General features: G+C 38.8%; 25 protein-coding genes. 15 read left to right on the forward strand and 10 right to left on the reverse strand.

Features of this window, described 5'->3' with window-relative positions; translation table 11 throughout:
• On the reverse strand, positions 1 to 1251 hold the full coding sequence (locus tag CL55_RS01725; RefSeq protein WP_046329596.1) for a glycosyltransferase family 4 protein: 1251 nt from the start codon (positions 1249 to 1251) through the stop codon (positions 1 to 3).
• A gap of 68 nt (positions 1252 to 1319) precedes the next feature.
• Here CL55_RS01725 and CL55_RS01730 point away from each other — a divergent pair, with 68 nt between their 5' ends.
• Both CL55_RS01730 and CL55_RS01735 read left to right on the forward strand, forming a co-directional pair.
• Positions 1320 to 2360, forward strand: a complete 1041-nt coding sequence (locus CL55_RS01730) for a glycosyltransferase family 2 protein (RefSeq protein ID WP_046329597.1) — start codon at positions 1320 to 1322, stop codon at positions 2358 to 2360.
• A 147-nt stretch (positions 2361 to 2507) separates the two neighbouring features.
• A complete protein-coding gene (locus CL55_RS01735) occupies positions 2508 to 4109 on the forward strand; it encodes a hypothetical protein (RefSeq protein ID WP_170216979.1) in 1602 nt (533 codons plus the stop codon).
• Between the two features lie 41 nt (positions 4110 to 4150).
• Here CL55_RS01735 and CL55_RS01740 read toward each other — a convergent pair whose 3' ends face one another.
• Positions 4151 to 4501, reverse strand: a complete 351-nt coding sequence (locus CL55_RS01740; RefSeq protein WP_082091869.1) for an EamA family transporter — start codon at positions 4499 to 4501, stop codon at positions 4151 to 4153.
• 28 nt (positions 4502 to 4529) lie between these two features.
• On the opposite strand from CL55_RS01740, the gene CL55_RS01745 reads away from it, so the two are divergent.
• The 11 genes from CL55_RS01745 to CL55_RS01795 all read left to right on the forward strand — a co-directional run bounded on the left by CL55_RS01745 (position 4530) and on the right by CL55_RS01795 (position 14892).
• On the forward strand, positions 4530 to 5489 hold the full coding sequence (locus CL55_RS01745; RefSeq protein WP_046329600.1) for a glycosyltransferase family 2 protein: 960 nt from the start codon (positions 4530 to 4532) through the stop codon (positions 5487 to 5489).
• 95 nt (positions 5490 to 5584) lie between these two features.
• Entirely contained in the window at positions 5585 to 5818 is a 234-nt protein-coding gene (locus CL55_RS01750; protein ID WP_156156248.1) for a hypothetical protein, read from the forward strand.
• Positions 5811 to 6533, forward strand: coding sequence for an SDR family oxidoreductase (locus CL55_RS01755; protein ID WP_046329602.1), 723 nt, complete (start codon positions 5811 to 5813; stop codon positions 6531 to 6533). Before CL55_RS01750 ends, CL55_RS01755 begins: the two co-directional genes overlap by 8 nt.
• A 6-nt stretch (positions 6534 to 6539) precedes the next feature.
• Entirely contained in the window at positions 6540 to 7244 is a 705-nt protein-coding gene (locus CL55_RS01760; protein ID WP_046329603.1) for an MBL fold metallo-hydrolase, read from the forward strand.
• A complete protein-coding gene (locus tag CL55_RS01765) occupies positions 7237 to 8238 on the forward strand; it encodes a 3-oxoacyl-ACP synthase III family protein (protein ID WP_170216981.1) in 1002 nt (333 codons plus the stop codon). Before CL55_RS01760 ends, CL55_RS01765 begins: the two co-directional genes overlap by 8 nt.
• A complete protein-coding gene (locus CL55_RS10525; protein WP_170216982.1) occupies positions 8235 to 9515 on the forward strand; it encodes an SDR family oxidoreductase in 1281 nt (426 codons plus the stop codon). Before CL55_RS01765 ends, CL55_RS10525 begins: the two co-directional genes overlap by 4 nt.
• 7 nt (positions 9516 to 9522) lie before the next feature.
• Positions 9523 to 11355 carry an HAD-IIIC family phosphatase gene (locus CL55_RS01775; RefSeq protein ID WP_046329605.1) on the forward strand — a complete coding sequence of 611 codons (1833 nt, stop codon included), beginning with the start codon at positions 9523 to 9525 and terminating at the stop codon, positions 11353 to 11355.
• 8 nt (positions 11356 to 11363) lie between these two features.
• Positions 11364 to 11606, forward strand: a complete 243-nt coding sequence (locus tag CL55_RS01780) for an acyl carrier protein (protein WP_046329606.1) — start codon at positions 11364 to 11366, stop codon at positions 11604 to 11606.
• A gap of 22 nt (positions 11607 to 11628) precedes the next feature.
• The gene (locus tag CL55_RS01785) at positions 11629 to 12993 is read left to right on the forward strand and encodes an ANL family adenylate-forming protein (protein WP_156156249.1); all 1365 of its coding nucleotides are present in this window, start codon (positions 11629 to 11631) and stop codon (positions 12991 to 12993) included.
• Positions 12994 to 13012: 19 nt separating this feature from the next.
• Complete coding sequence (locus tag CL55_RS01790; RefSeq protein WP_046329608.1) at positions 13013 to 14092, forward strand: hypothetical protein; 1080 nt, start codon at positions 13013 to 13015, stop codon at positions 14090 to 14092.
• 32 nt (positions 14093 to 14124) lie between these two features.
• Positions 14125 to 14892 carry a PIG-L deacetylase family protein gene (locus tag CL55_RS01795; protein ID WP_046329609.1) on the forward strand — a complete coding sequence of 256 codons (768 nt, stop codon included), beginning with the start codon at positions 14125 to 14127 and terminating at the stop codon, positions 14890 to 14892.
• 90 nt (positions 14893 to 14982) lie between these two features.
• Here the strand turns inward: CL55_RS01795 and CL55_RS01800 are convergent, their stop codons facing one another.
• Positions 14983 to 16011: a calcium:cation antiporter gene (locus CL55_RS01800; RefSeq protein ID WP_052728700.1), complete on the reverse strand. Its 1029-nt coding sequence runs from the start codon at positions 16009 to 16011 to the stop codon at positions 14983 to 14985.
• 133 nt (positions 16012 to 16144) lie between these two features.
• Between CL55_RS01800 and CL55_RS01805 the strand changes: the two genes are divergently transcribed.
• On the forward strand, positions 16145 to 16507 hold the full coding sequence (locus tag CL55_RS01805; protein WP_046329611.1) for a sirohydrochlorin chelatase: 363 nt from the start codon (positions 16145 to 16147) through the stop codon (positions 16505 to 16507).
• Here CL55_RS01805 and cobA read toward each other — a convergent pair.
• The 7 genes from cobA to CL55_RS01840 form a co-directional block, all read right to left on the reverse strand.
• Entirely contained in the window at positions 16430 to 17332 is a 903-nt protein-coding gene (gene cobA / locus CL55_RS01810) for a uroporphyrinogen-III C-methyltransferase (protein WP_237150523.1), read from the reverse strand. The two genes, CL55_RS01805 and cobA, sit on opposite strands and share 78 nt — an antisense overlap.
• Positions 17301 to 17849: a DUF934 domain-containing protein gene (locus CL55_RS01815; protein WP_052728701.1), complete on the reverse strand. Its 549-nt coding sequence runs from the start codon at positions 17847 to 17849 to the stop codon at positions 17301 to 17303. Before CL55_RS01815 ends, cobA begins: the two co-directional genes overlap by 32 nt.
• A 13-nt stretch (positions 17850 to 17862) precedes the next feature.
• Positions 17863 to 19590 carry a nitrite/sulfite reductase gene (locus CL55_RS01820; RefSeq protein WP_046329612.1) on the reverse strand — a complete coding sequence of 576 codons (1728 nt, stop codon included), beginning with the start codon at positions 19588 to 19590 and terminating at the stop codon, positions 17863 to 17865.
• 132 nt (positions 19591 to 19722) lie between these two features.
• Positions 19723 to 20094 carry a hypothetical protein gene (locus CL55_RS01825; protein ID WP_046329613.1) on the reverse strand — a complete coding sequence of 124 codons (372 nt, stop codon included), beginning with the start codon at positions 20092 to 20094 and terminating at the stop codon, positions 19723 to 19725.
• Between the two features lie 27 nt (positions 20095 to 20121).
• A complete protein-coding gene (locus CL55_RS01830; RefSeq protein ID WP_046329614.1) occupies positions 20122 to 20349 on the reverse strand; it encodes a hypothetical protein in 228 nt (75 codons plus the stop codon).
• A 38-nt stretch (positions 20350 to 20387) separates the two neighbouring features.
• Entirely contained in the window at positions 20388 to 21296 is a 909-nt protein-coding gene (locus CL55_RS01835) for an amidohydrolase family protein (protein WP_052728702.1), read from the reverse strand.
• Positions 21297 to 21310: 14 nt separating this feature from the next.
• Positions 21311 to 22321: a Bug family tripartite tricarboxylate transporter substrate binding protein gene (locus CL55_RS01840; RefSeq protein WP_082091871.1), complete on the reverse strand. Its 1011-nt coding sequence runs from the start codon at positions 22319 to 22321 to the stop codon at positions 21311 to 21313.
• A gap of 114 nt (positions 22322 to 22435) precedes the next feature.
• Here CL55_RS01840 and pcaD point away from each other — a divergent pair, with 114 nt between their 5' ends.
• Positions 22436 to 23251: a 3-oxoadipate enol-lactonase gene (gene pcaD, locus CL55_RS01845; RefSeq protein ID WP_046329615.1), complete on the forward strand. Its 816-nt coding sequence runs from the start codon at positions 22436 to 22438 to the stop codon at positions 23249 to 23251.
• Positions 23252 to 23259 lie beyond the last annotated feature (8 nt).

Here is a 23259-nt window from a genome sequence, read left to right on the forward strand (position 1 = left end):
TTAATCACCAATAAGTATGGAATTATTTTTTAATATGTCACTTAATTGTTTTGCAATTAAATTTGGATTAAAATTTTCAACATAGTATTTATATCCATTAGAACCAAACTCATCAAGTTCAAGCTGAGTTAGCTTGGAAAGTTTCTCAATATTATGAGCTAGTAAAGTTGGATCTCCAGGAGATGACACAAATCCACATTTAGCCATAGTAATTATTGATGATGCAACACCCCCGACCGCCCCTATTATAGGTCGCTTTGATGAGAGGTATCCTTGAAGTTTAGCTGGGACAGTTTGATTAAGTAGTTGGTTGTCATTGAGGGTAACTAAAAGTGCACTTGACATCTTATTAATAAATTCCATGTCAGTCTCAGGAAGTGAATCAAAGATAAAAAAATTATTTAAGTTAAATTTAGCATTTAACTTCCTCAATTCATCTTTTTTGCTTCCATCACCTATTATGATGAATTTAATATTCTCATTATTAATTAAAATTTTAGCCGCTTCTAATACAGTTTCAAGAGATTGAGCTGCACCAATATTCCCTGTGTAAACTACTTTGAAACAGACTTTCTCAAGTAGTTGTAGTAATTCAGGGGGGATCTTAGAAACTTCCGGTGATCCAGGTTGATGCGGATCAAATAAACCTGGATTTGGAAGATAAAAAATAGATTTATCCTTACATCTATCTTGAACAGGCCTACGAAAATCTTGCGATGAAATTAGTAAAAAATCATTCTTGGAATAAATAAAATTAACAACTTTTCCAGCAATTGTTATTATTAACTGATTTTTAATGTGAGAGGTAAGAAATAAAGCCTCTGGCCATAGATCTTGTATCCATGTTACCAATGTATTTGAGTATCCAATGGCCTTTAAAAAGATGCCCACTAAAGATTGTAGTATTGGGGAGGGGGCATAAGTAAAGATTGCATCGTATTTTTCCTTCCTTAGAAAAAAGGGAGCAAAGAAACAGGCGCTAAATATAAACGAAATATAGTTAACGAAAAGTGCTGTAGAGGTTGATTTAAACCTAGGTATAATGGGCACGCGTATTACTTTAATATCATTAATGGTAGACCTAAACTTAAAGCTCCATATATCAAAACCCTTATAAAATTTCCCATTCGGATAATTGGGTAAGCCAGTCAAAATAGTAATTTCATGTCCTTGACGACTTAAGTAAGTAGAAACAATGTTTATACGAAAATTTTCTGGAAAAAAATATTGAGTAACTATTAAAATTTTCATCAATTAAATACTTATAAATTTCAGTAAAGGAGTAATATAAATGGGAACAAATAAACTAAAAATTTCATATGACAACAGAACCATTCTTTTCTATTTGCATACCACAGTACAACAGGGCTCAAAAACTCTTACGCTTACTTGAGTCTATAAAAATACAAAATTATAAATCATATGAAGTATGTATTAGCGATGGTAAGTCAACCGATAACTCATTGGAACTTTCGGAAAACTACTTAACTACACACAATATAAACCATAGCATATCAAGAGCAAATAAACAAAGACGGTATGATGAAAATATTAGAAACTCGATTGCAATTTCTAAAGGAAAATTTCTTATACTAATGGGAAATGATGATTTATTAAAAGATGAAAATAGTCTTCAAGATTTGTATAAGATTTTAAATTGTTTGGACTATTCAAATTTTGGTTTCTTAATAACAAATTTTCAAGATTTAGAAAGCGGCAGCACATACTATCGAGTTGGAGAAACCTTGAATAATAAGAACATATTTAAGGTTTCTGAAATATTCCGGTCACTGTCTTTTGTGAGCGGTCTTGTTTTTAATGCTTCCTTTGCAAAAAAATACTCAAGTAATGAAGTGGATGGCTCAGAAATGTATCAAATGTATTTGGCAGCCAAATTCTTATCTAATGATGTTTATTGCAAATTATCATCTTTAGTTAGCGTAAGGAAGGATCCGGGTGATGGTTTATTAAATCTAGCCGAAAATCAACTTCCGCTGCCAATGTCTAAAATTCCGAACACAATTGCCTATGGAATTGGCCTTAAGAGTGGTGAAATCAACCGTGAACTTAGGTCAGTAATAATACAGCTTTATCTTTACATATACCCATATTGGATTTACAGATACAGAGGAAGTGTGGATAAAAAAATTTGGCTCAAATTTTGCGCATCACTTGATCCAAAGAATCTACAATTAAAATACGGAATGATCGGCAATAAATTTCAATATCACTTGCTAAGGACTATCTACTATTTAAGTATTATTGCAAGCATTTGCATTCCAAAGAGGATATTTGATTACATATTACCCTTTTTGCACAAAATTGCAAAGAGGAAGATGGGTGGTTCGGTCGGCATTTGAGGAAGTATTGTGATCATATTTTCAGTTATCCTTAGTATTTCCCTTATTTATGTATATCAAAACCAAGGGGGGAAGTATTTCGGGCGAAATCAGTCCGAATATTACGGACTGACTTCAGTCTGGGCATTATATTTTCTAATATTATTTGTGTTAAATAATTTTTTAAATAGTATTAATTCATTTATATATATATCTTGTATAATATTAATTATATTATTAACATATAGTATAAAAAAAATTAAGCTTATTACTGTATACTCTAAGTTTTTATTTTTAATATATATTTTAATATTTTTATCGTATATTATTTTTGATAAAAATTTATATAATAAAATTTATAATTGGGATGATTATTCACATTGGTTAAGAGTATATAAAATATATTCTATTTATGGTTTAAATCATTTAAAAGTATCTGAGCTTGTATTAACTTACAACTCTTTTCCAAATAATATAATACAGCATTATCCTGCAATAAATTCGTATGTTGCATCTATATTATTTCCATACCCTTATTTTGATACTTTTAATGTATATTTTTTGCAAATATTTTTTTTATATATTATTATATTTGATTTATATATTTATCTTAGAGTTCCAGGCAATAAAGTAGTATTATTTCTACTAATTTCATTATTATTATTTTCTGGTTCAACACCTTTAAATCATAATTTATTGTCTGATATTGTTATTCCCGCCTTAATCGTATTGGGGCTCAGTCAAATAAAAAACAGTAATCTTAATATAAATTTCTTATTTTCAGGTTCACTTTTTGCTTATGCAATTATGATAAAACCTCCAACAGCTATTGTTTTGGTGTTTATTGCATTTACTAATTTAATTCTTATTGAAAATAAATTTAAATATAAATGGTTTAAAGTAATGCTTATGTTTTTTTCAATATTAATCCCTTATATTTTATTTTTATTAATTTATATACCTTATTTAAATACTGGTTCAACCGGCATTCCCAATGGTAATATTACTCATATTATAAACAGCGTTATAAATAATTTCTTTGAATTTTTTAGGGTTGAACTTTTGGGGCCTATTTTTTCATTGAAGCCAAGCAAGTCATCTGTTAATTTAATCTCAATAATCTTTATTTGCTGGTGCTATTTTGTAAATAGTGATAAAAGAAATGTAATATATGTATTATCTAGCCTATCTATATATTTATTATACCTGGCAATCACATATAATTTTGTAGTATTAGATTCATCCAATGAAAGATTTGCATCTTTTGACCGGTATTTCTTAAGTTATTATATATATATAATGTTTTATTTTATGCATTATATTTTTACTAATGAAAAAATTAAAAATTATACGTGGATATTGATCATATTATTATATTTTAATACATGCTATTTCGTACCAAATTATTTATTATTAATGATTCCTGTAATTTTTATTGCTTATTTATTGAGGACTGTTCTACAAAATAAATTATTTTTAATTAATTACTTTCTTCCAATTTTCTTTATCGCATCCACTATTATTATGGGGCACAAGTTTTATCCGCCAAAATATCTTGTAGAGAACGGATTATTCTTGCAACAATTCGCTATAGTTTCTAAAAATTCAGCTGACGATATTGTCATTATTGAAGTATGCAATCCCACTCAGTATGATTATTTAGCTCTTTCATATTACAGTAATTTTTCTAATAATTTTTCTGTTATAGAGATTAAAAAATGTTCGGGTGATTTTAAATACAGGTATGCGTCTGGTAAAAATTATAATTAGTAATAATCAACCATCTATGAAAATTTAGTCATCTGTTATTCTTATGCGTATGACAGATATATGCCCATAATTATGAATCCTGATCCAATAAAGTTTGATTTTGAAACCTCTTCGCCTAAAATTAGACTTGAAAGAAAAGGTATCATCACAAACGTTAGCCCTGATATAGGTATGGCAACATTTAAGGGTACTACCCTAATTGTCTGTATCCAAAAAATCATTGCGATTGCATATAGACCTAATCCGGTAATAATCCAGATATTTTGAAGGGCTGCTGGTATAAATTGATTAAAACCTTCCGCAAGGCTTTCTGCTCCATATTTAAGGGAGATCTGACCAAGAGAGGTTAGAGTTGCGACCATAACAAGCGTTAAAAAATGTTTTAGAGTCATTAGTTTATTAGTAGGAGTTTTCAGGTAAATGAATTTAAAAAAAATTTCCGTTGTAATTCCCTGCTATCGTGTTAAAAATCATATTCTAGCTGTTATTGAGGGAATAGGTCAGGAAGTTTCTACTATTTATGTAATTGATGATTTTTGCCCAGAATTTTCTGGCGATCATGTAGGGATAAATTGCGTAGATAGGCGAGTGATTGTTTTAAGAAATAATTTTAATTTAGGCGTCGGTGGCTCAGTAATGGTTGGGTATAAAAGGGCGTTAAAAGATGGTGCTGACGTAATTGTAAAAATTGATGGTGATGGACAAATGGATCCGTCATTGCTTATGAGATTTGCTTCACCAATCATTTCCGGTGTTGCTGATTATTGCAAGGGCAATAGATTTTATGATCTTGAGGGTCTCAATTCTATGCCAAAAGTAAGATTGCTGGGTAATGCTGGTCTATCTTTTATTGCTAAATTTTCAACAGGCTATTGGAATTTATTTGATCCAACTAATGGCTATACAGCAATCAGCAGAGAGGTTGCATCACGGATTCCTTATGAAAAAATTAGTAAAAGATATTTTTTTGAAACTGATATTTTATTTAGGTTAAATCTTTTAAGGGCAGTTGCAGTTGATATTCCAATGACCTCAATATATTCGAATGAGGTTAGCAACTTACGCATTAAAAAAATATTTTTTGAATTTCTATATAAAAACTTTAGAAATTACCTAAAAAGAATTTTTTATAATTATTATTTACGCGATATGTCTGTCGCTTCCATTGAATTGCCTCTGGGAATATGTTTATTCGGCTTTGGCCTTATTTATGGTTTGGCTGGCTGGTGGCATAGCTCCTTAAGCGGTTCAAGTACACCGGTTGGAACCATAATGCTCTCCTCGGTCACAATCTTAACGGGCATACAGTTTCTGCTTGCATTTATTAACTACGACATAGGATACGTCCCTACAAAGCCTATTTCAAAGCTAGATTACTAATTTCTATCAAAACAAATTTCAAGGTCTTAATGCTTACTTTTGACAATATAATTTCCCTTATTCAGGATTCCTTAGATGGGCTGTATAGCGCATCCATGATTGAATCAAAAATTCAAATATCTGATAACACGCCCCTTTTTGGTGGGCAATCAAATATAGATTCTATGTGCTTCGTGGCCTTAATAACAGATGTCGAGGACGGTTTATGTAGATCAACTGGTAAGGATGTCTTTGTTGTACTTTCCGATATAGAGGAGCTTTACCCTGATTCACCCGTGCTAACAGCTGGGATGTTAGCCAATTATTTGGTAAGCCTTGGTAATGATTAATGCGGCGAATGATGGCGCCCAAGTGATGGTAGTGACTGGAACAAGTCGGGGGATTGGGTTCGAGATTGCAAATTGTTTTTTGCAAAAAGGATTCGTTGTGGTTGGATGCAGCAGAGGAGCGCAAACAATTCAACACCCAAGTTATAAACATTACATAGTGGATGCTTGCAATGAACTTGAAGTAAAAAAATGGGTAAGAACCGTAAAAAATGAATATAGAAAAATCAATATTTTGATTTGTAACGTTGGCCTTGTGCAGCTCGGTGCCGTGACTGGTGCTACAAGTTTAGAGAGCTTTAAATCGTTCTTAGATTCAAATTTAGTAAGCACTTTTTTAGTTTGCCGTGAATTTTCTAAAGTTATGATGCTTCAGAGGTATGGTCGAATTATTAATATTGGATCCATCATGTCGGAGATGCACGCTCCAGGGACCTGTGCTTACGCGCCTACAAAATTGGCCGTTGTTGAATTTACAAAAGTGCTTGCGCGTGAATTGGCTGATTATGGCGTCACATGCAACATTGTTTCTCCTTCAATGGTGAGGACTGACTCAAATCTAGTTTTTGGGAGTAAGTGGGAAAAGGCTATGCTCGACATGCAAACAATTAAACGCCCAATTGAAGCGTCTGAGTTATGCCACTTGATAGATTTCTTTGCATCCCCCTTGAGTTCTATCGTGACAGGTCAAATTCTGCATACTTGTTTTGTGAATTAAATTCGTATGGGACTACGTTTTCCTCAATTGGGGTCTTATAGATATAGTGTTCACACCCTACAAACTGGGCCTTTTAAGGAAAATTGTTACGTTGTCGTTGGCGGTAATGGAGAAGATGCCGTAATTATAGATCCTGGCGGTGAGGAGGATTATTTAAAGACTGAAATTGACTCTTTGGGCGTTAATATCAACATGATTTTGCTGACCCACGGCCACTTTGATCATATTGGGGCTGTTGAGAATTTAGCTAATTATTATGGGGTTCTAGTACATGCCCACCAGATTGAAAAGGCATTGATAAGGCAGGCTGGGATTTATGCCTATCGATTCAATAAGGAGAGATTAATTCCACCTGTTAATGTTACATATTTTGACGAATGCCAAGATTTATACTGGCCTGGAGGGGTCATAACCACAATTCCTTGCCCGGGTCATACAGCGGGTTGCGTAAGTTATGGTTTTGAATCTGAAATAGTGTTTACAGGTGATACTTTATTTAGGGGTTATGTTGGACCAACAAATTACCCTACTAGTAATTACCATGATTTAATAAATTCAGTAGAGAGTCTTCTAGCTAATTTGCCACCTGATTGCATTATTTTTCCTGGGCATGGTAGGTCTTGGCTGGCGGGGGATGCGACAGTATGGTGGAACGGGATTTCTAATAATCCTCCACAATTTCATTTATTCGGAGATGATAAAGGTGGCTAATAAGAGGTCAATCGGAATTCTAGGTGTGGGAAAGTGTATTCCAGAAACACTTTTAACAAATGAAGAGGTTGAGAAAAAAGCTGGACTTCCTATTGGGACAATAGAGGCAAAAACAGGCGTTAAAAAAAGATATATAGCCAGCGAATCAGAAACTGCCTCTGGATTGTCTGCGATAGCTTGCGAGGCAGCCCTTAATTCAGCCAAGATTTGTTCGGAGCAAGTCAATTCAATAATTGCTTGCACTTTTACTGCAGACTATGTAATGCCAGCATTGGCATGCAAAGTGCATCAGTTGCTGGGTGCAAAAAATGCTTCTGCATTTGACGTAATGGCCAATTGCACTGGATTTCAGGTAGGCCTCAATCTTATGTCTGATCGTCTAACATCAGATGTTAGTCAGTCTTATGGTTTGGTTGTTGGAGCAGCCTTGCAATCAAGGTTTGTCAACTGGAGCGATTCTAGTTCTTGTATGTATTTTGGTGATGGTTTCGGAGCTGCAGTTTTAGGTGAGGTACCAGAGGGCTATGGATTTTTATCCCACGATACCTTAACTAATTCTTCAGTTTACGAATCAGTGAGGATACGCGGTGGCGGATCTAGTTTTCCAATGCGACCTGAAAATATAAGTAGTAATTTGAATTACTATGAAATTAACGGCATGGAAGTGTGGAAGCAAGTTGTGCAATATCAACCTAAGATCATTAAAAGCGCACTCGCTAAAGCGGGTTTAAGTATTGATGATGTGGATTTTTTTATTTTTCACCAAGCAAATATGAATCTCATAAGCTATTTAATGGGCAAAATGAAGATGTCTATAGATAAAACTCATACTAATGTTGCTGAGATAGGTAATACTGCAGAGGCTTCTATGGCTATAGCTCTGTGCGAAGCCGTTCAGGAGAATAAAATTAAAAGCGGGGATGTTGTAGTTATTTCAGGAGTAGGCGCTGGGTTTACCTATGGTGCATCTGTGATGAGATGGTGGGCTCCATGAGTTACTTGATCGATGATGTAAAAGTTAAAAAACTTAATTTTGATCTAATAAAAATTGGGGATACTGCAGAGATCACTCATAAGATCACGCAGGATGACGTTAATTTATTTGCATCATTAACTGGTGACTTTAATCCTCTGCATGTAAATAAAGAATATGCAAAAACTACACGATTTCATAAGCCAGTAGTTCATGGGATGCTATCTGCATCCTTTATATCTCCACTAATCGGCACATGTTTGCCAGGGGAAGGTGCGCTGTGGTCATCGCAAAACCTCGAGTTTTTAAGGCCAGCATTTGTTGACGATACTCTTATAGTTCAATCCACTGTTATTCAAAAATCTGTTGCTACTCGATCACTTATATTGGATACAAAAGTAGCTAATCAGCACAATCAAATACTGGTATCAGGCAGATCATTAGTTAAGGTTCTTGAATCTGAGGGTGAGCATGCAACAGTCGGCTCAGGTGATGGGGTTCAGGGTCAACCTATTGGATTAAAGCAGTCGCATATACAAAATTCCTCATCTACTGACAATGGACGAATTGTCTTAATAACTGGAGCAAGTCGTGGAATTGGTGCGGCCATTGCGTCCAAGCTTGCCGAACGGGGGTATAAGGTTGTAGTTAATTACAGTAGTGATGCCGATGGCGCATCAGACCTTATTAAAAAAATATGCTCAATGGGATATGTGGCTGTAGATGGTAAGGCTGATGTTTCAAAGATTGAGGACCTGGAGAACTTAAAAATACGCATCCAGAAGAGTATTGGCTCAATTACGGATGTTGTGCACTGTGCCTCCCCGCTTCCAATCCCAACGGCATTCGAGCTACTTTCGTGGTCAGATTTTCAGTTACAAATAGACGTGCAATTGAAAGGTGCCTTTAATTGCACCAAAGTATTTTTGCCCTCCATGCTTGAATTAAAAAAGGGAACGTTTACTTATTTAAGCTCTATCTTTGCTGAAGGAACTCCTCCTGGCCTCCAGGCTCACTATGTATCAACTAAAGCTGCCTTATCTGCCTTTGGACGCTCTATAGCGGCCGAGTATGGGAATAGGGGTATTCGTTCTAATATTGTTGCGCCAGGGATGACGCAAACAGATATGATTTCTGGAGTGCCTGACAAAACAAAATTATTAGCAAAAATGAATACTCCCCTAAGGAAAATTGCTACTCCTGAAGATATTGCAAATGCCGTAGAATTTTTAGTCGGGGATAATAGCGGTCACATTACCGGCGAAACCATTCGCGTATGTGGTGGAATCACAATGTGAGGAAAGAATGAAAAAGCCCACTGATTTACCTGGCGAAAAAATTAGCCGCACCAATCCTAGAGAGCGTAAGTATTCAGATTACATAGAATTGTTATCGGATATTAAGAAAAATAATGAATTTTCTAAAGATTTCCCAAGTCTTAAAATTGCAGTACTAAGAAATTTTACAGTTGAGCCACTATTGCCCGTACTAGAGGCAGAAATTTATCTTGCAGGATTCATACCAAATATATGGGTTGGTGACTTCGATAATATTGCGTTCGAAGCAATGTCAATTACGTCTGGATTGGAGGAGTTTGAACCAGATTTTATATTGATTTTTAATTGGCTGGATACAATTAGCCCGGCCTTAACCACGCAATTTATCTTAAAATCGAAAGGTGAGATTGACGAAGAAGTTGTGAGGGTGCGTCAGGTTTATAGAGATATTGAGGGTAGTCTACGCAAGAGTTTTTCTGTGCCCATTGCCATTACTAATTTTAACCTGCCAGTGGACTCAACCCTAGGAATCCTTGACAGCCAGGATTCTGACTATCAATTTCACACAATCCAGAATTTAAACCTTCAAATTTTACTTGATGCTAAAAGTTTTGCTGATGTCTATATTCTTGATATCGCCAAAATATTTGCAGCGGAAGGTTATCTAAACGCATTCGATTCAAGACATTGGCAAATGGCGAGAGCCCCATTCACTCAGCGTGCTATTTTAACTATTTGTAATGAGCTTGGAAGATTGTTTAAGGCTTTGCGTGGAAAATCAAAGAAGTGTTTAGTGCTTGATTGTGACAACACTCTTTGGGGAGGTGTTATAGGCGAAGATGGAATGGGGGGTATCAAGCTAGGGACCACATTCCCCGGCTCTTGTTACAAAGCATTGCAAGAGGAGGTTTTGAACTTAAGAGAGCGAGGAGTAATTTTGGCCCTCTGCAGCAAAAATAACGAATCAGATGTACTTGAGGTATTAAATAATCATCCTGAAATGTTAATTAAGGAAAAGCATGTCTCAACTTGGCAGATAAATTGGGATGACAAGGCTACAAATTTACGAAGACTAGCAAAAGAATTAAATATTGGCCTAGACAGTTTTGTTTTTGTTGATGATAACGAATTTGAAATTAATCTTATTAGGGAGCAGTTGCCCGAAGTTGCTACGATACATTTAACGGGTAATACTTCCGGCTATAGAAGCCTGCTATCAAGTTTTGGATATTTTGATTCCCTTACATTTACTGCAGAGGATAGAAGAAAAAATGAAATGTATGGCGAAGCACATATTCGCAATAAGCTGGAATCTGAATCAAGCTCGATCGAAGAATATCTTGAAAATCTTGGACTAGAGGCTGCTTTAGGAATTCCTACTATTTCTGATATTGCTCGATGTTCGCAGTTGACGCAAAAAACTAATCAATTCAACTTAACTACTTGTCGTTATAGTGAAGGGCAGATTGCTGAGTTGATATCTGACAAAGACTCTGACGTATTTTACTTGCGTGTGAAGGATAAGGTGGCTGACTTGGGTTTAGTTGGGGTCGCTGTAGTTAGGTATCGTGAACTTGAGGCTCAAATTGAAGCCTTTATGATGAGTTGTAGGGCAATTGGCCGAGGCGCAGAAACCGCATTACTCGCATATATTGCAAACCAATCCAAGAGTAAGCGCGGTTCACATTCCCTTTCTGCTAAGTACTTACACACAGCAAAGAATGAATCGCTCGTAAGAAACTTTTATGAGGAAAATGGATTCGAAAAAGTAAGTCAGCAGGGAGAAGACACTAATTGGGAGCTAGATCTCCGTACCGAAGAAATATCATATCCAGCATGGATCAAAATTAATGAAAGTTAGGTGGAAATATGATTAATAATGAAATACTTTTAAAAAATACTGTTGCCAAAGTGTTGGGCGTAAATCTAGATGATATCAATGATGACTCATCAATGGATAACTTGCATGAATGGGATTCGGTAAAGCATCTTAATCTTGTGCTTGCAATCGAGGAAGTATTTGGAATTTCAATGACAGAGGAGCAATCTCTTGAGATGTTAAGTTTTCCACTAATCAAGTTAGTTTTATCTGAGCACAACATTAATTTTTAAAACTCCATTACTAGAGGCTAAGTTGAATGAAATAGATACCCTCTTAAAGAGGATGGAGGGATTTGGCTCTCTTCCTGCAATTATTTGGAAAAATAACCAACTAAATTACATTGAATTTGTTGATCTGATAAATGATTGGGAGTTAAAGCTTCCCAATCTCGGAGTTACTCGAGGAACGGTTTGTAGTGTACTAGGGGACTTTTCTCCTAAATGTTGCGCACTTTTTTTTGCATTAATGAAGGCTGGATCAATTGTTGTCCCGCTTACGAAATCAATAGTCAATGAAAGTGAGCAGTTTAAGCGGATTGCCGGCGTCCAAATATCAATTGAATTTGCTGATGATGATTCTTTCAATTCTAAAGTTGAAGATTCCTATCCAGATAATTTCTTAATAAAAGAATTTCGATCCACAAAAAATTCATCTGGATTAGTAGTTTTTTCTTCTGGTTCAACGGGTGAGCCAAAGGGAATTTTGCACGATTTTGAATGTGTAATTCGTAAATTCATTAGTCAACGCAAGGGATGGAAATCAATTTTATTTTTATTGATGGATCATTTTGGCGGATTCAATACGTTTATTGCGGCTTTTGCCTATGGTGGTGTTGCAGTTTGCGTACATGACCGCGATCCAAGCGCCATTTGCGAGGCGATTCAATCATCTCGTGCAACTCTTCTCCCAACAACACCCACCTTCATTAATTTATTGATCGCATCTCGGGCTTTTATGTCATTCGATTTATCGTCAATAGAGCTCATAACATATGGTACTGAAGTAATGCCAGAGGCAACATTGAATAAATTGAAAACAATTTTTCCAAATGCTTCATTAAAGCAAACATATGGCCTATCTGAGGTGGGTGTACTGCGCTCGAAGTCTGAGAATGATGCATCGCTTTGGGTAAAGATTGGTGGAGATGGTTTTGAGGTAAGAATTGAGAACAATATTTTATGGATAAAATCTGAGTCTAATATGGTCGGCTACCTCAATGCTCCATCACCCTTTGATGAGGGAGGGTGGATGTGCACGGGCGATCAAGTTGAGGTTAATGGCGACTACATGCGTATTATTGGCCGTAAATCTGAAATGATTAATGTAGGAGGCCAAAAGGTTTTCCCTGCGGAAATTGAAACCATTTTGCTCGAAGATGAGAATGTAAAAGAGGCTACTGTTTATGGGGTTAAAAATCCATTGATGGGGCATGTGGTTCATGCCAATATAGCCCTACTTGAGGAGGAATCCTCTGAAAATCTCACAATACGACTAAGAAAGTCGTGTATCTTAAAGCTAGCAAAATATAAGATTCCAGTAAAATTTAATGTTGTTCACGGCGAGAGTCAACGTAACGAACGTTTTAAAAAGATTCGGACAGGGCTTGATAAGTCCTAAGCGAATGTAAATATAGTCTATGAGTAATCTTTATGAAATTCGTGATGTTGTGGATGACGATCTTAATGCTATCGCAAATTTAGCATCGGAAAATGAACTTCTTTTGGAAGGGCTGACACCATCTATATTTTCTGTAATGTTGAGGTGGTTATATTCAAAATCTGAAATGGGTAAAAAGATACAAATACTAGCTCAAATTCCCACAGGGGTTATCGCTCATTATGGCGGTGTCCCATTTAAGATGAAGTGGCATGAGAAAGCTATCTCTGCAACTCTGGCATCCAATCTAGTAGTTGATAGGAATTTTCGCAAGTACTCTCCTTTTTTTTCGTTACAGAAAGAGTTCATTAAAAGATACCAAGAAAAAGGATATAGCTTTGCTTATGGGGCTATAACTAGAGAGGGAGTTTTAAACCCTCACCTTAGGATGGGGTGGAAGTCCTTAGGCTCCTTGGATGTCTACGTTAGACCCATTTCCCTTGCTTCCATTTTTGGAAAGTTGGTGAACTATCCCGTAATTTCATTGTTGGCTAAATTTCCACTACAACTAATACAAAAGCTTTGGGACGCTATCTTTTATTTAAGACATCATAATATCCAAGTTTTAGAGGAGACATCTTTTGCCGATTCAATGTCTTCCCCTTTGAATTGTTGGATGAAAAAAAAGAAAATTTGCGCTGTAAGATCAATCGAAGCCTTAAATTGGAGATTTTCTGCTTTTAAAGATAGGAATTATCGTATTTTTATTCCGTATGTAAATTCACTTCCAGCCGGCTACTTGGTTGTGAGATTAATGCCGATGAAACAATTTTTATCAGTTGCTATTATTGATCTTGTTGTTTTCAACGATGAAAAAAAAGTATTTAATGCCCTGATAAAAAGATGTATTTGCTTTGCTCGTCAAAGCAATGCAGATCTTGTTGCTTCTGCGTTTACAGATCATGATGAGTTAGCTAATTCTTTTCGCTGGGCTGGTTTTTTTAAATCACGTGAAAAATTTATAATTGTTGGACATTTTCCCAAGAGTGGAGATACAAAATTCTCAGAATTTAATTTTTCTGATTTTCATATCAATTGGTTTGATCATGATTATGTTTGATTGATCAATAGAAATACAAACTACAAACTTTAATGGCCACAGCACTTTTTCTATTTGCTCATCAGGATGATGAGTGTGGGGTTTTTCAAGCCATAGATTCTGAATTGAACTCAGGAAGTACGGTACATTGCTGCTACTTTACTAGTGGCACCCCTAGCGGCTTAGATTCAAGTCGCCGTGATCTTGAGTCGCAGAAGGTGCTCGCAAGTCTGGGTATTGACCCTAAAAATATGCACTTTATCGGCGGCCTGCAGTCTATACCTGATGGTAATTTAGTTGCCAATGTTAATTTTGCATATGAATGGATTCTTTCATTTCTGAAATCAAATGGAAATGTAATAAATATATATTTACCTGCATGGGAGGGTGGACATCCTGACCATGATGTTTTGCATGCTGTTGGAGTTAGGGCAGCTAATAATGCAAACTTTATTGACACCACGTTTCAGTACCCCTTATACAATGGATATCACTGTTTTGGTCCATTCTTCAGAACTCTGCTTCCGCTGATTCAGAATGGAGATGTTCGCACTACCAACATACACATTTTCAATCGACTTAGATTCTTGGGGCTATGTCTTAGGTACCCCAGTCAGGTTAAAACTTGGATTGGTTTATTCCCTTTTTTTTTACTGCATTATTTTTTTTGGGGCACTCAGGATCTTCAAAAAGTTTCTCTTGATCGCCTGAGACAGAAGCCTCATGCTGGATCTTTATACTACGAAAGAAGAAAATTTTCCTCTTGGGAAAAAATCTCTTCGGAATTAATTTTTTTTGAAAAAAATTACCTATTTTTATAAGGTAAAAGTGTTTAAGAATAAGGTGATTTTAATAGGTGAGTAGAGGGGCAGGAGTGCTAATACTCCTTATCGCTTTATGTTTTATCTTATCTAAGGTACTAAACTCAAAAATAAGAATTCAAAGAAAATAATCAAGTGAACCACACCCTGTAACAGGGTGGTTCTGCCAATGGCAAGGGTGAGCGCCCCAATAAAAAAGCTCAGATACATAAGCGTCATATTGAGTGAACTGATCCCCAGACTGATTGGTAAATCAAAGAAGATTGCAAATGCAGCTACAGTAGGTATTGTTAAACCAATACTCGCCAAGGCTGAGCCTAAAGCTAGATTCAAACTGCTTTGTAAGCGATTTGCTCTTGCTGCTCTAACTGCTGCATAAGCTTCGGGCAGTAGTACCAGAAGGGCGATAGCGATGCCAACGACTGTTTTGGGTGCGCCAGCTGACTTTACTCCAGCCTCAATAGCAGGGTTAAGCGCCTCTGCCAAGCCGACCACAATCATCAGTGATAACAATAGAAGAAAGACGCTGACAGTAGTTTTTAAATTGCTGGGTTTATCCGCATGTATATCACTATCAGTCTTTTTATCTTCTGCTTTTGGGAGGTAGTAGTCACGATGGCTAACTGTTTGGAAGAAAATAAATGCACCGTAGAGGGCAAATGAAGCAATGCCAGCAAAGGCCAATTGGCTCTGAGTAAAGTCAGGGCCAGGAGTGCTCATGGTTGCTATTGGCATGACTAAAATGAAAGTCGCCAGGGCGGTAAGCACTGCTAGAGCTGAATTAGTTCCTTCATTGCGAAAAGACATCTCATGATGTTTAAAGCCACCCATGAAGATGCATAAACCAATTACGCCATTGACCACAATCATGACTGTGGCAAAAACTGCATCTCGAGCAATAAATTCAGAGCCTTCATGACCGGCTAACATCATCGTGATAATGAGTGATACTTCGATAATCGTGACGCTAATTGAGAGTACAAGTGTTCCATAAGGTTCACCAGTTTTATGGGCAATGACTTCAGCGTGGTGCACTGCCGACAGGACCGCTCCAATCAAGGTAAAACCCATTAAAGCAATGAACCAAGTTTGATTAAGTAATGGAGCTAAAGAGTGCATAAATAATGGGATCTTTTTGGTAAGAAATGCTATTACTCGTTAATATAGAGTGCGATAAATAGTATCTGCCAATTTTAAAGTCATTTAATTACATTTCTCTAAGCGCCTTAACTTTAATCCCATAAGGATCAATATGAAAGCCCTCATTTTCTTTGGCCATGGTGCTCGAGATACCCGTTGGCGTGAGCCATTTGATCGTTTGGCTGTCTTATGGAGAGCGCAACATCCAAATACACGAGTGGAGCTTGCATTCTTAGAGCTAATGGAGCCTAGCTTAGAAGAGGCGATTTCTTTACAAGTAGCTATCGGAGCAACTGAAGTGGTTGTAGTTCCGGTGTTTTTTGGCCAAGGTGGCCATTTGCGTAATGACTTCCCAGTCCTGCTTTCTGCTTGCCAAGATCAATTCCCTGAAATTCAACTAAGCGCTACGCCTGCAGTCGGTGAGGATGAGGCTGTCTTGCAAGCCATCATCGAATTTAGCGCTAGAACTCTGTAATTCTTCCGTTTGCTTCATTATTGGTTTTTCTCTTAAGGCTTCGCCAACCATGATTAGCGCTGGCAAAGTGCTATCAAACCAATTATTCGCTCTGCCATCGGCTAGTCTCCCTAGAGTGCTAGACCAGTGACGCTCATTCTTAGTGCTGACTGCTTCCAGAATATGAACAGGAGTTTCGCCGATATGGTTTGAACTGCTTTCAATTAGTTGCTTGGCAATCCTTGTAGCGTCTTTGCGACCCATGTAATACACCAAGGTATCAGCTTGTGGATTTTGAATTGGATATTTTTGACCGCCGTTATCGCCAAGATTTTCAGTGCCTTGCGCCAAGGTGATAAAAGCAACGCTACGAGAGACTCCACGCAGAGTAAGCGATTGTTGAATTGCGGCAGCACCCGCTAATGCCGCTGTAATGCCGGGCACCACTTCTACTTCAATATGATGATTCTTAAGTGCATTGATTTCCTCATCGGCACGGCCGAACATCATGGGGTCTCCACCCTTAAGGCGAACGATGATTTGATATTTTTGGGTCGCGTCAATCAAGCGCTTATTGATAAAGTGTTGTGCAGAAGAAAGCTTGCCGCAGCGTTTGCCGACAGGCTCTTTAATTGCTTGAGGGCAGAGCTCCAGCATCGCTGGATCTACCAATGCATCGTGAAAAACGATATCCGCCTTTGACAGTAGATTGGCACCGCGCACAGTAATGAGATCAGTTGCGCCAGGGCCAGCACCAACTAAATACACTTTACCGAGTTTTCTTACATTGCTCATGATTTGTGCTAAATCTGCCTTAGTTGACTTCTTGAGTGCTACGTTGAACACGCCAACTATTTTGAGTAGTTACGCTAAAAAGATCAAATTGCTTGAGTGCAACATTAAGATTTTGATCGGGGCGCAGTTCAAAAGCATCAAAGCCTACACGTGCACCTTGCAAGAGTTGATCAATCAAAACATCACCAATTGCACGGACTTCGCCTTGCCACTCAAAGCGATCTCTGAGTAGGGCCGCAGTACTAAAACTTCTACCATCTCTAAAGATAGGGAAGTGCGCACCAATCACTGGCCAAAGTGTTTTTCCGGTCTCAATGAGGTCTTCATGTTTCAGAATGTCATCATCCGCAGCAAACCAAATGCCAATCTCGCCTTTGCTTACCCTGTCTAGTACATCTGGATTCTTATGGTGGGTAATCCACCAATGAAACGGTACCAAGACTTTATGAAAGCCATGCTCAAGATCAGGGATGCCGCCTTCATCATGCTCGCCATCCCAGATTTGCCATTCATTAGCCACAACTGTGGGTTTGCCATCTTTTGGGAAGTAAATAATCTGCTGGTTCATTCTTTTTTCATGATTAAACTATGGCGCCCTTGCCTGATTCTTTGGAGTGCTTGCCATTGTTCTTGTAGGCGGCCTCTTTAAAGGGGGCTACTCCTAAACGACGGTAAGCATCAATAAAGGGTTCATCTGCTGCGCGGTGCTGAACGAAGGTATTGATAATGCTAGTCATCACATCTGGAATCTCATTGGCATAGAAAGAGGGTCCAATAACTTTGCCAATAGAGGCATCGTTGCCTTGGTCTCCACCCAAAGTGATTTGATACCACTCTTCACCATCCTTATCGACACCCAGGACGCCAATATTGCCAACATGATGATGGCCGCAAGAATTAATGCACCCTGAGATATTTAGACTGATATCACCTAAATCAAACAAGTAATCCAAATCATCAAAACGTTCTTGAATCGCTTTTGCAATTGGTAATGATTTGGCGTTAGCCAATGAGCAGAAGTCACCACCAGGGCAAGCAATGATGTCGGTGAGTAATCCAATATTAGGGATTGCCACATGTTGTTGCTTGGCAGCCTGCCAAAGTTCTTGCAATTTGGATTGCTCTACGTCAGCCAGCACTAAGTTTTGTTCATGCGTAACACGTAATTCGCCAAAGCTGTATTGATCGGCTAAATCCGCAATGGCATTCATCTGTGCGCTAGTGGCATCACCAGGGGCAACCTTACCATGCGGCTTGAGTGACAGAATCACGCTAGCATAGCCTGGTACTTGATGGGGCTTAACGTTGCGCTCTAGCCAGCGAGCAAAAGCAGCTCTCTCGGCCTCTGGTGTGGTTGCTAGGATAGCTTCATTACTGACCACTGTTAATTTCTGATACGCAGGTTTGGTGAAGTGCTTGGCAACTCGCCCCCACTCAGCCTGTGTGAAATTATCTTTACTCTGTATTTCTTCATTATGAAGTTGTACCCATTCACCTTCAACTTGGCGGGCGAACTCTTCTGGACCCAACGCTTTCACTAAAATCTTGATGCGGGCCTTGTATAGATTATCTCTTCTACCAAATCGGTTATATACACGTAATAGTGCAGTTAAGTAACTCGGCAGAACTTGCCAAGGCAAATCTTGTTTAATTAATGACCCAAAAATTGGAGTACGCCCCATGCCACCACCAGCATAGATATTTGCTGTTAACTCACCATTGTTTATGTTTGGATTTTTCTTGAGCTCAATACCTACGTCATGGCAAAGTAAGACAGTACGATCTTCTTTTGCGCCATTGATGGCAAATTTGAATTTGCGTGGCAGGTGTGCAAATTCTGGGTGCAATGTTGACCATTGGCGGAGTAACTCGCAGACTGGTCTTGGGTCAACGTATTCATCGGCCGCAACACCAGCAAAGGCATCGCTTGTGATATTTCTGATACAGTTCCCTGAAGTTTGGATAGCATGCATCTCCACTTTAGCTAATTCAGCCAAGATGTCCGGAGTCTGTTCTAGCTCTACCCAGTTGAACTGAATGTTTTGACGGGTTGTGAAGTGCCCGTAACCGCGATCGTATTTATCAGCTATGAAGGCTAGCGTGCGAAGTTGTTTAGCGCTCAATAAGCCATAAGGGATCGCAACACGCAACATGTAAGCATGGCGCTGGTGGTAAAGGCCATTCTGTAAACGAAGGGGACGGAATTCTTCTTCGGCTAAGGTGCCGTTGAGGCGTCTTTCAACCTGGTCTCGGAATTGGATAACCCGTTGATCTACAAGGGTTTGGTCAATATGATCATATTTGTACATAGACCCGTATTGTCTGGGGCTATCTGCATAACTACAAATACTTAAATATTGAATCTATATATCTATATTGATATATAAGGATCGTTAATAGTTAATTGCTGTTTATTACTAAAGGGACTCTATCTATAGTGTTTAGAAGCTAAATTCTCTGTAATGTCTATAGAGGTTGGCAATTGATGCAAATCCCAAAACAACAATCAGAACAGCAAATAAGTAATCCAATGTGAGGTATGTAAACATGCCGGTCTGAATGGCTACTGCCGCCGCAATAAAAGCTGCAATAGCTCCGAAGACTACTAGTTTGAAGTTGGGAATAAAAGCGCCAAGCGTAATAGCTACAAATAACAAAATCAGATCTGAAACTAATTGATCTGCAGTCTGAAAAATTTGATTGGTGAGCTCAGGGTTGGTCATCTTTCCCAGGACTGCCAACATCAATATGCTGGCAAGCACTGCAAAGTTCAGCTTTGCTTTATTGAAAATCGTTTTAAGTTGAACATTCACGGCAAGCACTCTTTATTGGTGAGATATTTAGGGATTGGCGCTACCGCTAAATACAAGGCTGATACCAATCCACAATAGGATGAAGGCGACCAAAATGGTGAAGCCAATCTTCTTGAGGAAATACTCCAAGGTATCCATATAAGCTTCATCATTACGACCAAAGTATTGATCAAAGCGTTTCCATACCAGGCGACCCACTACCAGTGGAAGTAGCATGGCAACAATGCCGAAAATAATAGTAAACGTGTTGTCCATGAGGTTTGTATTCTTTCTTGCGAATTGCTTATATGTATCTAGTAGTTGCCAGTAAAGACAGGGAAGTCATATAGCATACAGGGATTATTGGACAGAATGGCTTTTCTAAGCTCTGGATCGGATACCCAAGATCCAAGCAGATCGCAGAGATCGGCATCATGTGGCATTTGCTTTTTGACCATGACATGAGGCCAATCGCTACCCCAAATTAGCCTTTTGCTATTGGCTTTAATCACTGCATCATTAAACACTCGCATATCTGCGTAGGGAAAGTCCCCATCACAAATGCGATAGGGGCCAGTCATCTTGACCCAGGCTTTGTTATTTCTCAGAAGCTCTAGCAGACCCTGAAAGCCTTTGTCATTGATGCCATACTTTGTATGGGAGTAGCCAAAGTGACCAAACACCAAGTCCACCGGAAAGTTTGCAAATGTTTTAGCGAGATCAGGATATTCATTGACATGGGCGAGCAATTCCAAATGCCAACCAAAGGGTTCGATGTGCCTAGCGATTACAGTTAATTCATCGATTGGTAAGCCTTTCGATTTATCGGCAACATCGACAACATTGCAACGAATACCTCGCACGCCAGCTTGATGAAGCTTCTCAAGTTCAGCATCACTGATATCACTGTCTATGACTGCAACCCCACGAAATCTGTTGGGGTTCGCAGAGAGTGCAGCCAGCATGGCTCGATTATCAGTGCCATATACGCTGGGCTGAACTAAGACGGCGCGATCAACCCCCAACATATTCAATAGAGACTCGTATTTAGTCAGTGTGGCATCGGGTGGGGTGTAGATGCGCTCATCAGCATAAGGAAACTCCAAGGCTGGCCCACATACATGAGCATGGCAATCTACCGCCCCAGCAGGAAATTGAATCTTGGGTGATCGAATTTCCGGATCTGGGGCCTGGCAGAGTGGTGCAGCGTGTATTGAGTTCAATTTACCTTAGCCACTTACTGAGGTTCAATATTGGCATCTTTGGCAATCTTCTGATACTTCGCCATTTCTTCGCGCACAAACTTAGCAAATTCTTGTGGGCTCATTGGTGTTGCTTTAATTCCTTTGGCTTCATAAGCGGCTTTCACTTCGGGGGATTGCATTGCCAAATTGATATCTTGATTAATCTTTTTCACAATCGCTGATGGCACACCAGCAGGTGCCCATACACCAAACCAAAGACCAATTTCAAAGTTGGAGTAACCCAACTCAGCAATGCTTGGGATATCTGGAACGGCGGCATTACGTGCTTTGCTAGTAACCCCAAGCGCCCTTACTTTGCCGCCTTTGAGCTGCCCGATAGCAGTATCGAGTGGAGCCATGTAAAAAGCAGTACGCCCAGCCATCGTGTCTGAAATAGCTTCTGGTGACCCTTTGTAAGGAACGTGAATGAGCTTAATGCCCATCATTTGATTAAAGTACTCGGCTGCAAGGTGGGTTGAGCTACCAACGCCTGCCGATGCAAAAGTAATTTCACCAGGCTTGGATTTTGCCGCGATCACCAGATCTCTGATGGATTGGTATGGACCCTCTGCAGACGTGATTAAGACGTAAGGAGTTTGTCCAAGGATATCGACATCAACGAGACTCTTCAATGGATCGTAAGGCAGTTTTTTATAGATTGCAGGATTAGCTGCGTATGAGGCAGATTGCACCAGAAGAGTGTATCCATCAGGCTCGGCACCGACTACTGCACCAGTACCGATTAAGCCACCAGCACCAGGACGATTTTCAATGATGACGGATTGTTTCCAAGTTTCAGAAAGGCTCTTGGCAACGATTCTGCCCGCGATATCTGCGCCAGACCCAGCGGTCAGGGGCACAATCATCTTGACTGTTCTATTGGGGTAGCTTTGCGCATTGGCAGTCATTGAAACGAGGTTCAGGCTCAAGCCCAAGCCAATGAGTAAGCTGACCAATAAGTTACGCTTCAGCAAACGGGGGGATTGCAATATCTTTTGCATCATGTCTCCTTAGTATTTTTATTGTTTCGTTGGATAATCTACCATGCTCCTTTCAAGATCTCCATGATTAAGACGGGATATTTAAAAATTGCCGAGCCGGTTAGAAAGTAGAGACAAATGAGCCAAAAACTAGAAAAACAGATCATTAAGGTGAATGGAATTGATATTGCCTATCGTTTTGATGGTCCTAGCGATGGTCATGTGGTGATAATGGCTAACAGCTTAATGTCTGACTGCAGTATGTGGGATTGGAATGTGCCTGCATTAAGTGATCGTTATCGAGTACTGCGCTTTGATAAACGTGGGCACGGGGACTCAGAAACAACCCCGGCGCCCTATAGCATCCCTCAATTGGCTGATGATGCAATTGGCTTATTAGATGCACTGAAAATTGATAAAGTGCATTTTATTGGACTCTCAATGGGCGGCATGATTGGTCAGCAACTTGGTGCCCGTTTTCCGGAGCGTGTTTATTCTCTATCCCTTTGTGACACAGCTAGTGAAATGCCACCACGCAGTTTGTGGGAAGAGCGTTTTGAGATTGCTCGAAAAGAAGGAACTGCTGGTTTGGTGGATGGCACTATTAAGCGCTGGTTTACCGCCCCATTCATTGCGCGGGCACCTCAAGATATTGCCAAGGTGCGCGAGATGATTTTAGGTACCGGAGTTGAGGGTTATCTGGGATGTGCAAGTGCGGTAAGAGATATGGCACAAACCACCATGCTCTTAAAAATTAAGGCCCCAACACTCATCTTGACTGGTCGTCAGGATCCTGCCTGCACTGTGGATCAAGCTATTGTGCTGAACCGTATGATTGATGGATCCAAGTTTGTCATATTGGAAGATGCCGCACATTTGTCTAATATTGAGCAGCCAGAAGCATTTAATCGCAGCATTCGTGACTTTATTGATTCAGTCGATAACACTTTGTAGGAATGTAT

The sequence above is a fragment of the Polynucleobacter duraquae genome (assembly GCF_000973625.1).
Taxonomy (GTDB): Bacteria; Pseudomonadota; Gammaproteobacteria; order Burkholderiales; family Burkholderiaceae; genus Polynucleobacter; species Polynucleobacter duraquae.

Bases quoted from the DNA above. Each gene is read 5' to 3' on its own strand.
- CL55_RS01750 (WP_156156248.1), top strand. From the start codon at position 5,585: ATGATTGAATCAAAAATTCAAATATCTGATAACACGCCCCTTTTTGGT.
- CL55_RS01800 (WP_052728700.1), bottom strand. From the start codon at position 16,011: ATGCACTCTTTAGCTCCATTACTTAATCAAACTTGGTTCATTGCTTTA.
- CL55_RS01775 (WP_046329605.1), top strand. From the start codon at position 9,523: ATGAAAAAGCCCACTGATTTACCTGGCGAAAAAATTAGCCGCACCAAT.
- CL55_RS01780 (WP_046329606.1), top strand. From the start codon at position 11,364: ATGATTAATAATGAAATACTTTTAAAAAATACTGTTGCCAAAGTGTTG.
- CL55_RS01805 (WP_046329611.1), top strand. From the start codon at position 16,145: ATGAAAGCCCTCATTTTCTTTGGCCATGGTGCTCGAGATACCCGTTGG.
- CL55_RS01745 (WP_046329600.1), top strand. From the start codon at position 4,530: ATGAATTTAAAAAAAATTTCCGTTGTAATTCCCTGCTATCGTGTTAAA.
- pcaD (WP_046329615.1), top strand. From the start codon at position 22,436: ATGAGCCAAAAACTAGAAAAACAGATCATTAAGGTGAATGGAATTGAT.
- CL55_RS01830 (WP_046329614.1), bottom strand. From the start codon at position 20,349: ATGGACAACACGTTTACTATTATTTTCGGCATTGTTGCCATGCTACTT.
- CL55_RS01840 (WP_082091871.1), bottom strand. From the start codon at position 22,321: ATGATGCAAAAGATATTGCAATCCCCCCGTTTGCTGAAGCGTAACTTA.
- CL55_RS01730 (WP_046329597.1), top strand. From the start codon at position 1,320: ATGACAACAGAACCATTCTTTTCTATTTGCATACCACAGTACAACAGG.
- CL55_RS01815 (WP_052728701.1), bottom strand. From the start codon at position 17,849: ATGAACCAGCAGATTATTTACTTCCCAAAAGATGGCAAACCCACAGTT.
- CL55_RS01740 (WP_082091869.1), bottom strand. From the start codon at position 4,501: ATGACTCTAAAACATTTTTTAACGCTTGTTATGGTCGCAACTCTAACC.
- CL55_RS01790 (WP_046329608.1), top strand. From the start codon at position 13,013: ATGAGTAATCTTTATGAAATTCGTGATGTTGTGGATGACGATCTTAAT.
- CL55_RS01795 (WP_046329609.1), top strand. From the start codon at position 14,125: ATGGCCACAGCACTTTTTCTATTTGCTCATCAGGATGATGAGTGTGGG.
- CL55_RS01755 (WP_046329602.1), top strand. From the start codon at position 5,811: ATGATTAATGCGGCGAATGATGGCGCCCAAGTGATGGTAGTGACTGGA.
- CL55_RS01725 (WP_046329596.1), bottom strand. From the start codon at position 1,251: ATGAAAATTTTAATAGTTACTCAATATTTTTTTCCAGAAAATTTTCGT.
- CL55_RS01820 (WP_046329612.1), bottom strand. From the start codon at position 19,590: ATGTACAAATATGATCATATTGACCAAACCCTTGTAGATCAACGGGTT.
- CL55_RS01760 (WP_046329603.1), top strand. From the start codon at position 6,540: ATGGGACTACGTTTTCCTCAATTGGGGTCTTATAGATATAGTGTTCAC.
- CL55_RS10525 (WP_170216982.1), top strand. From the start codon at position 8,235: ATGAGTTACTTGATCGATGATGTAAAAGTTAAAAAACTTAATTTTGAT.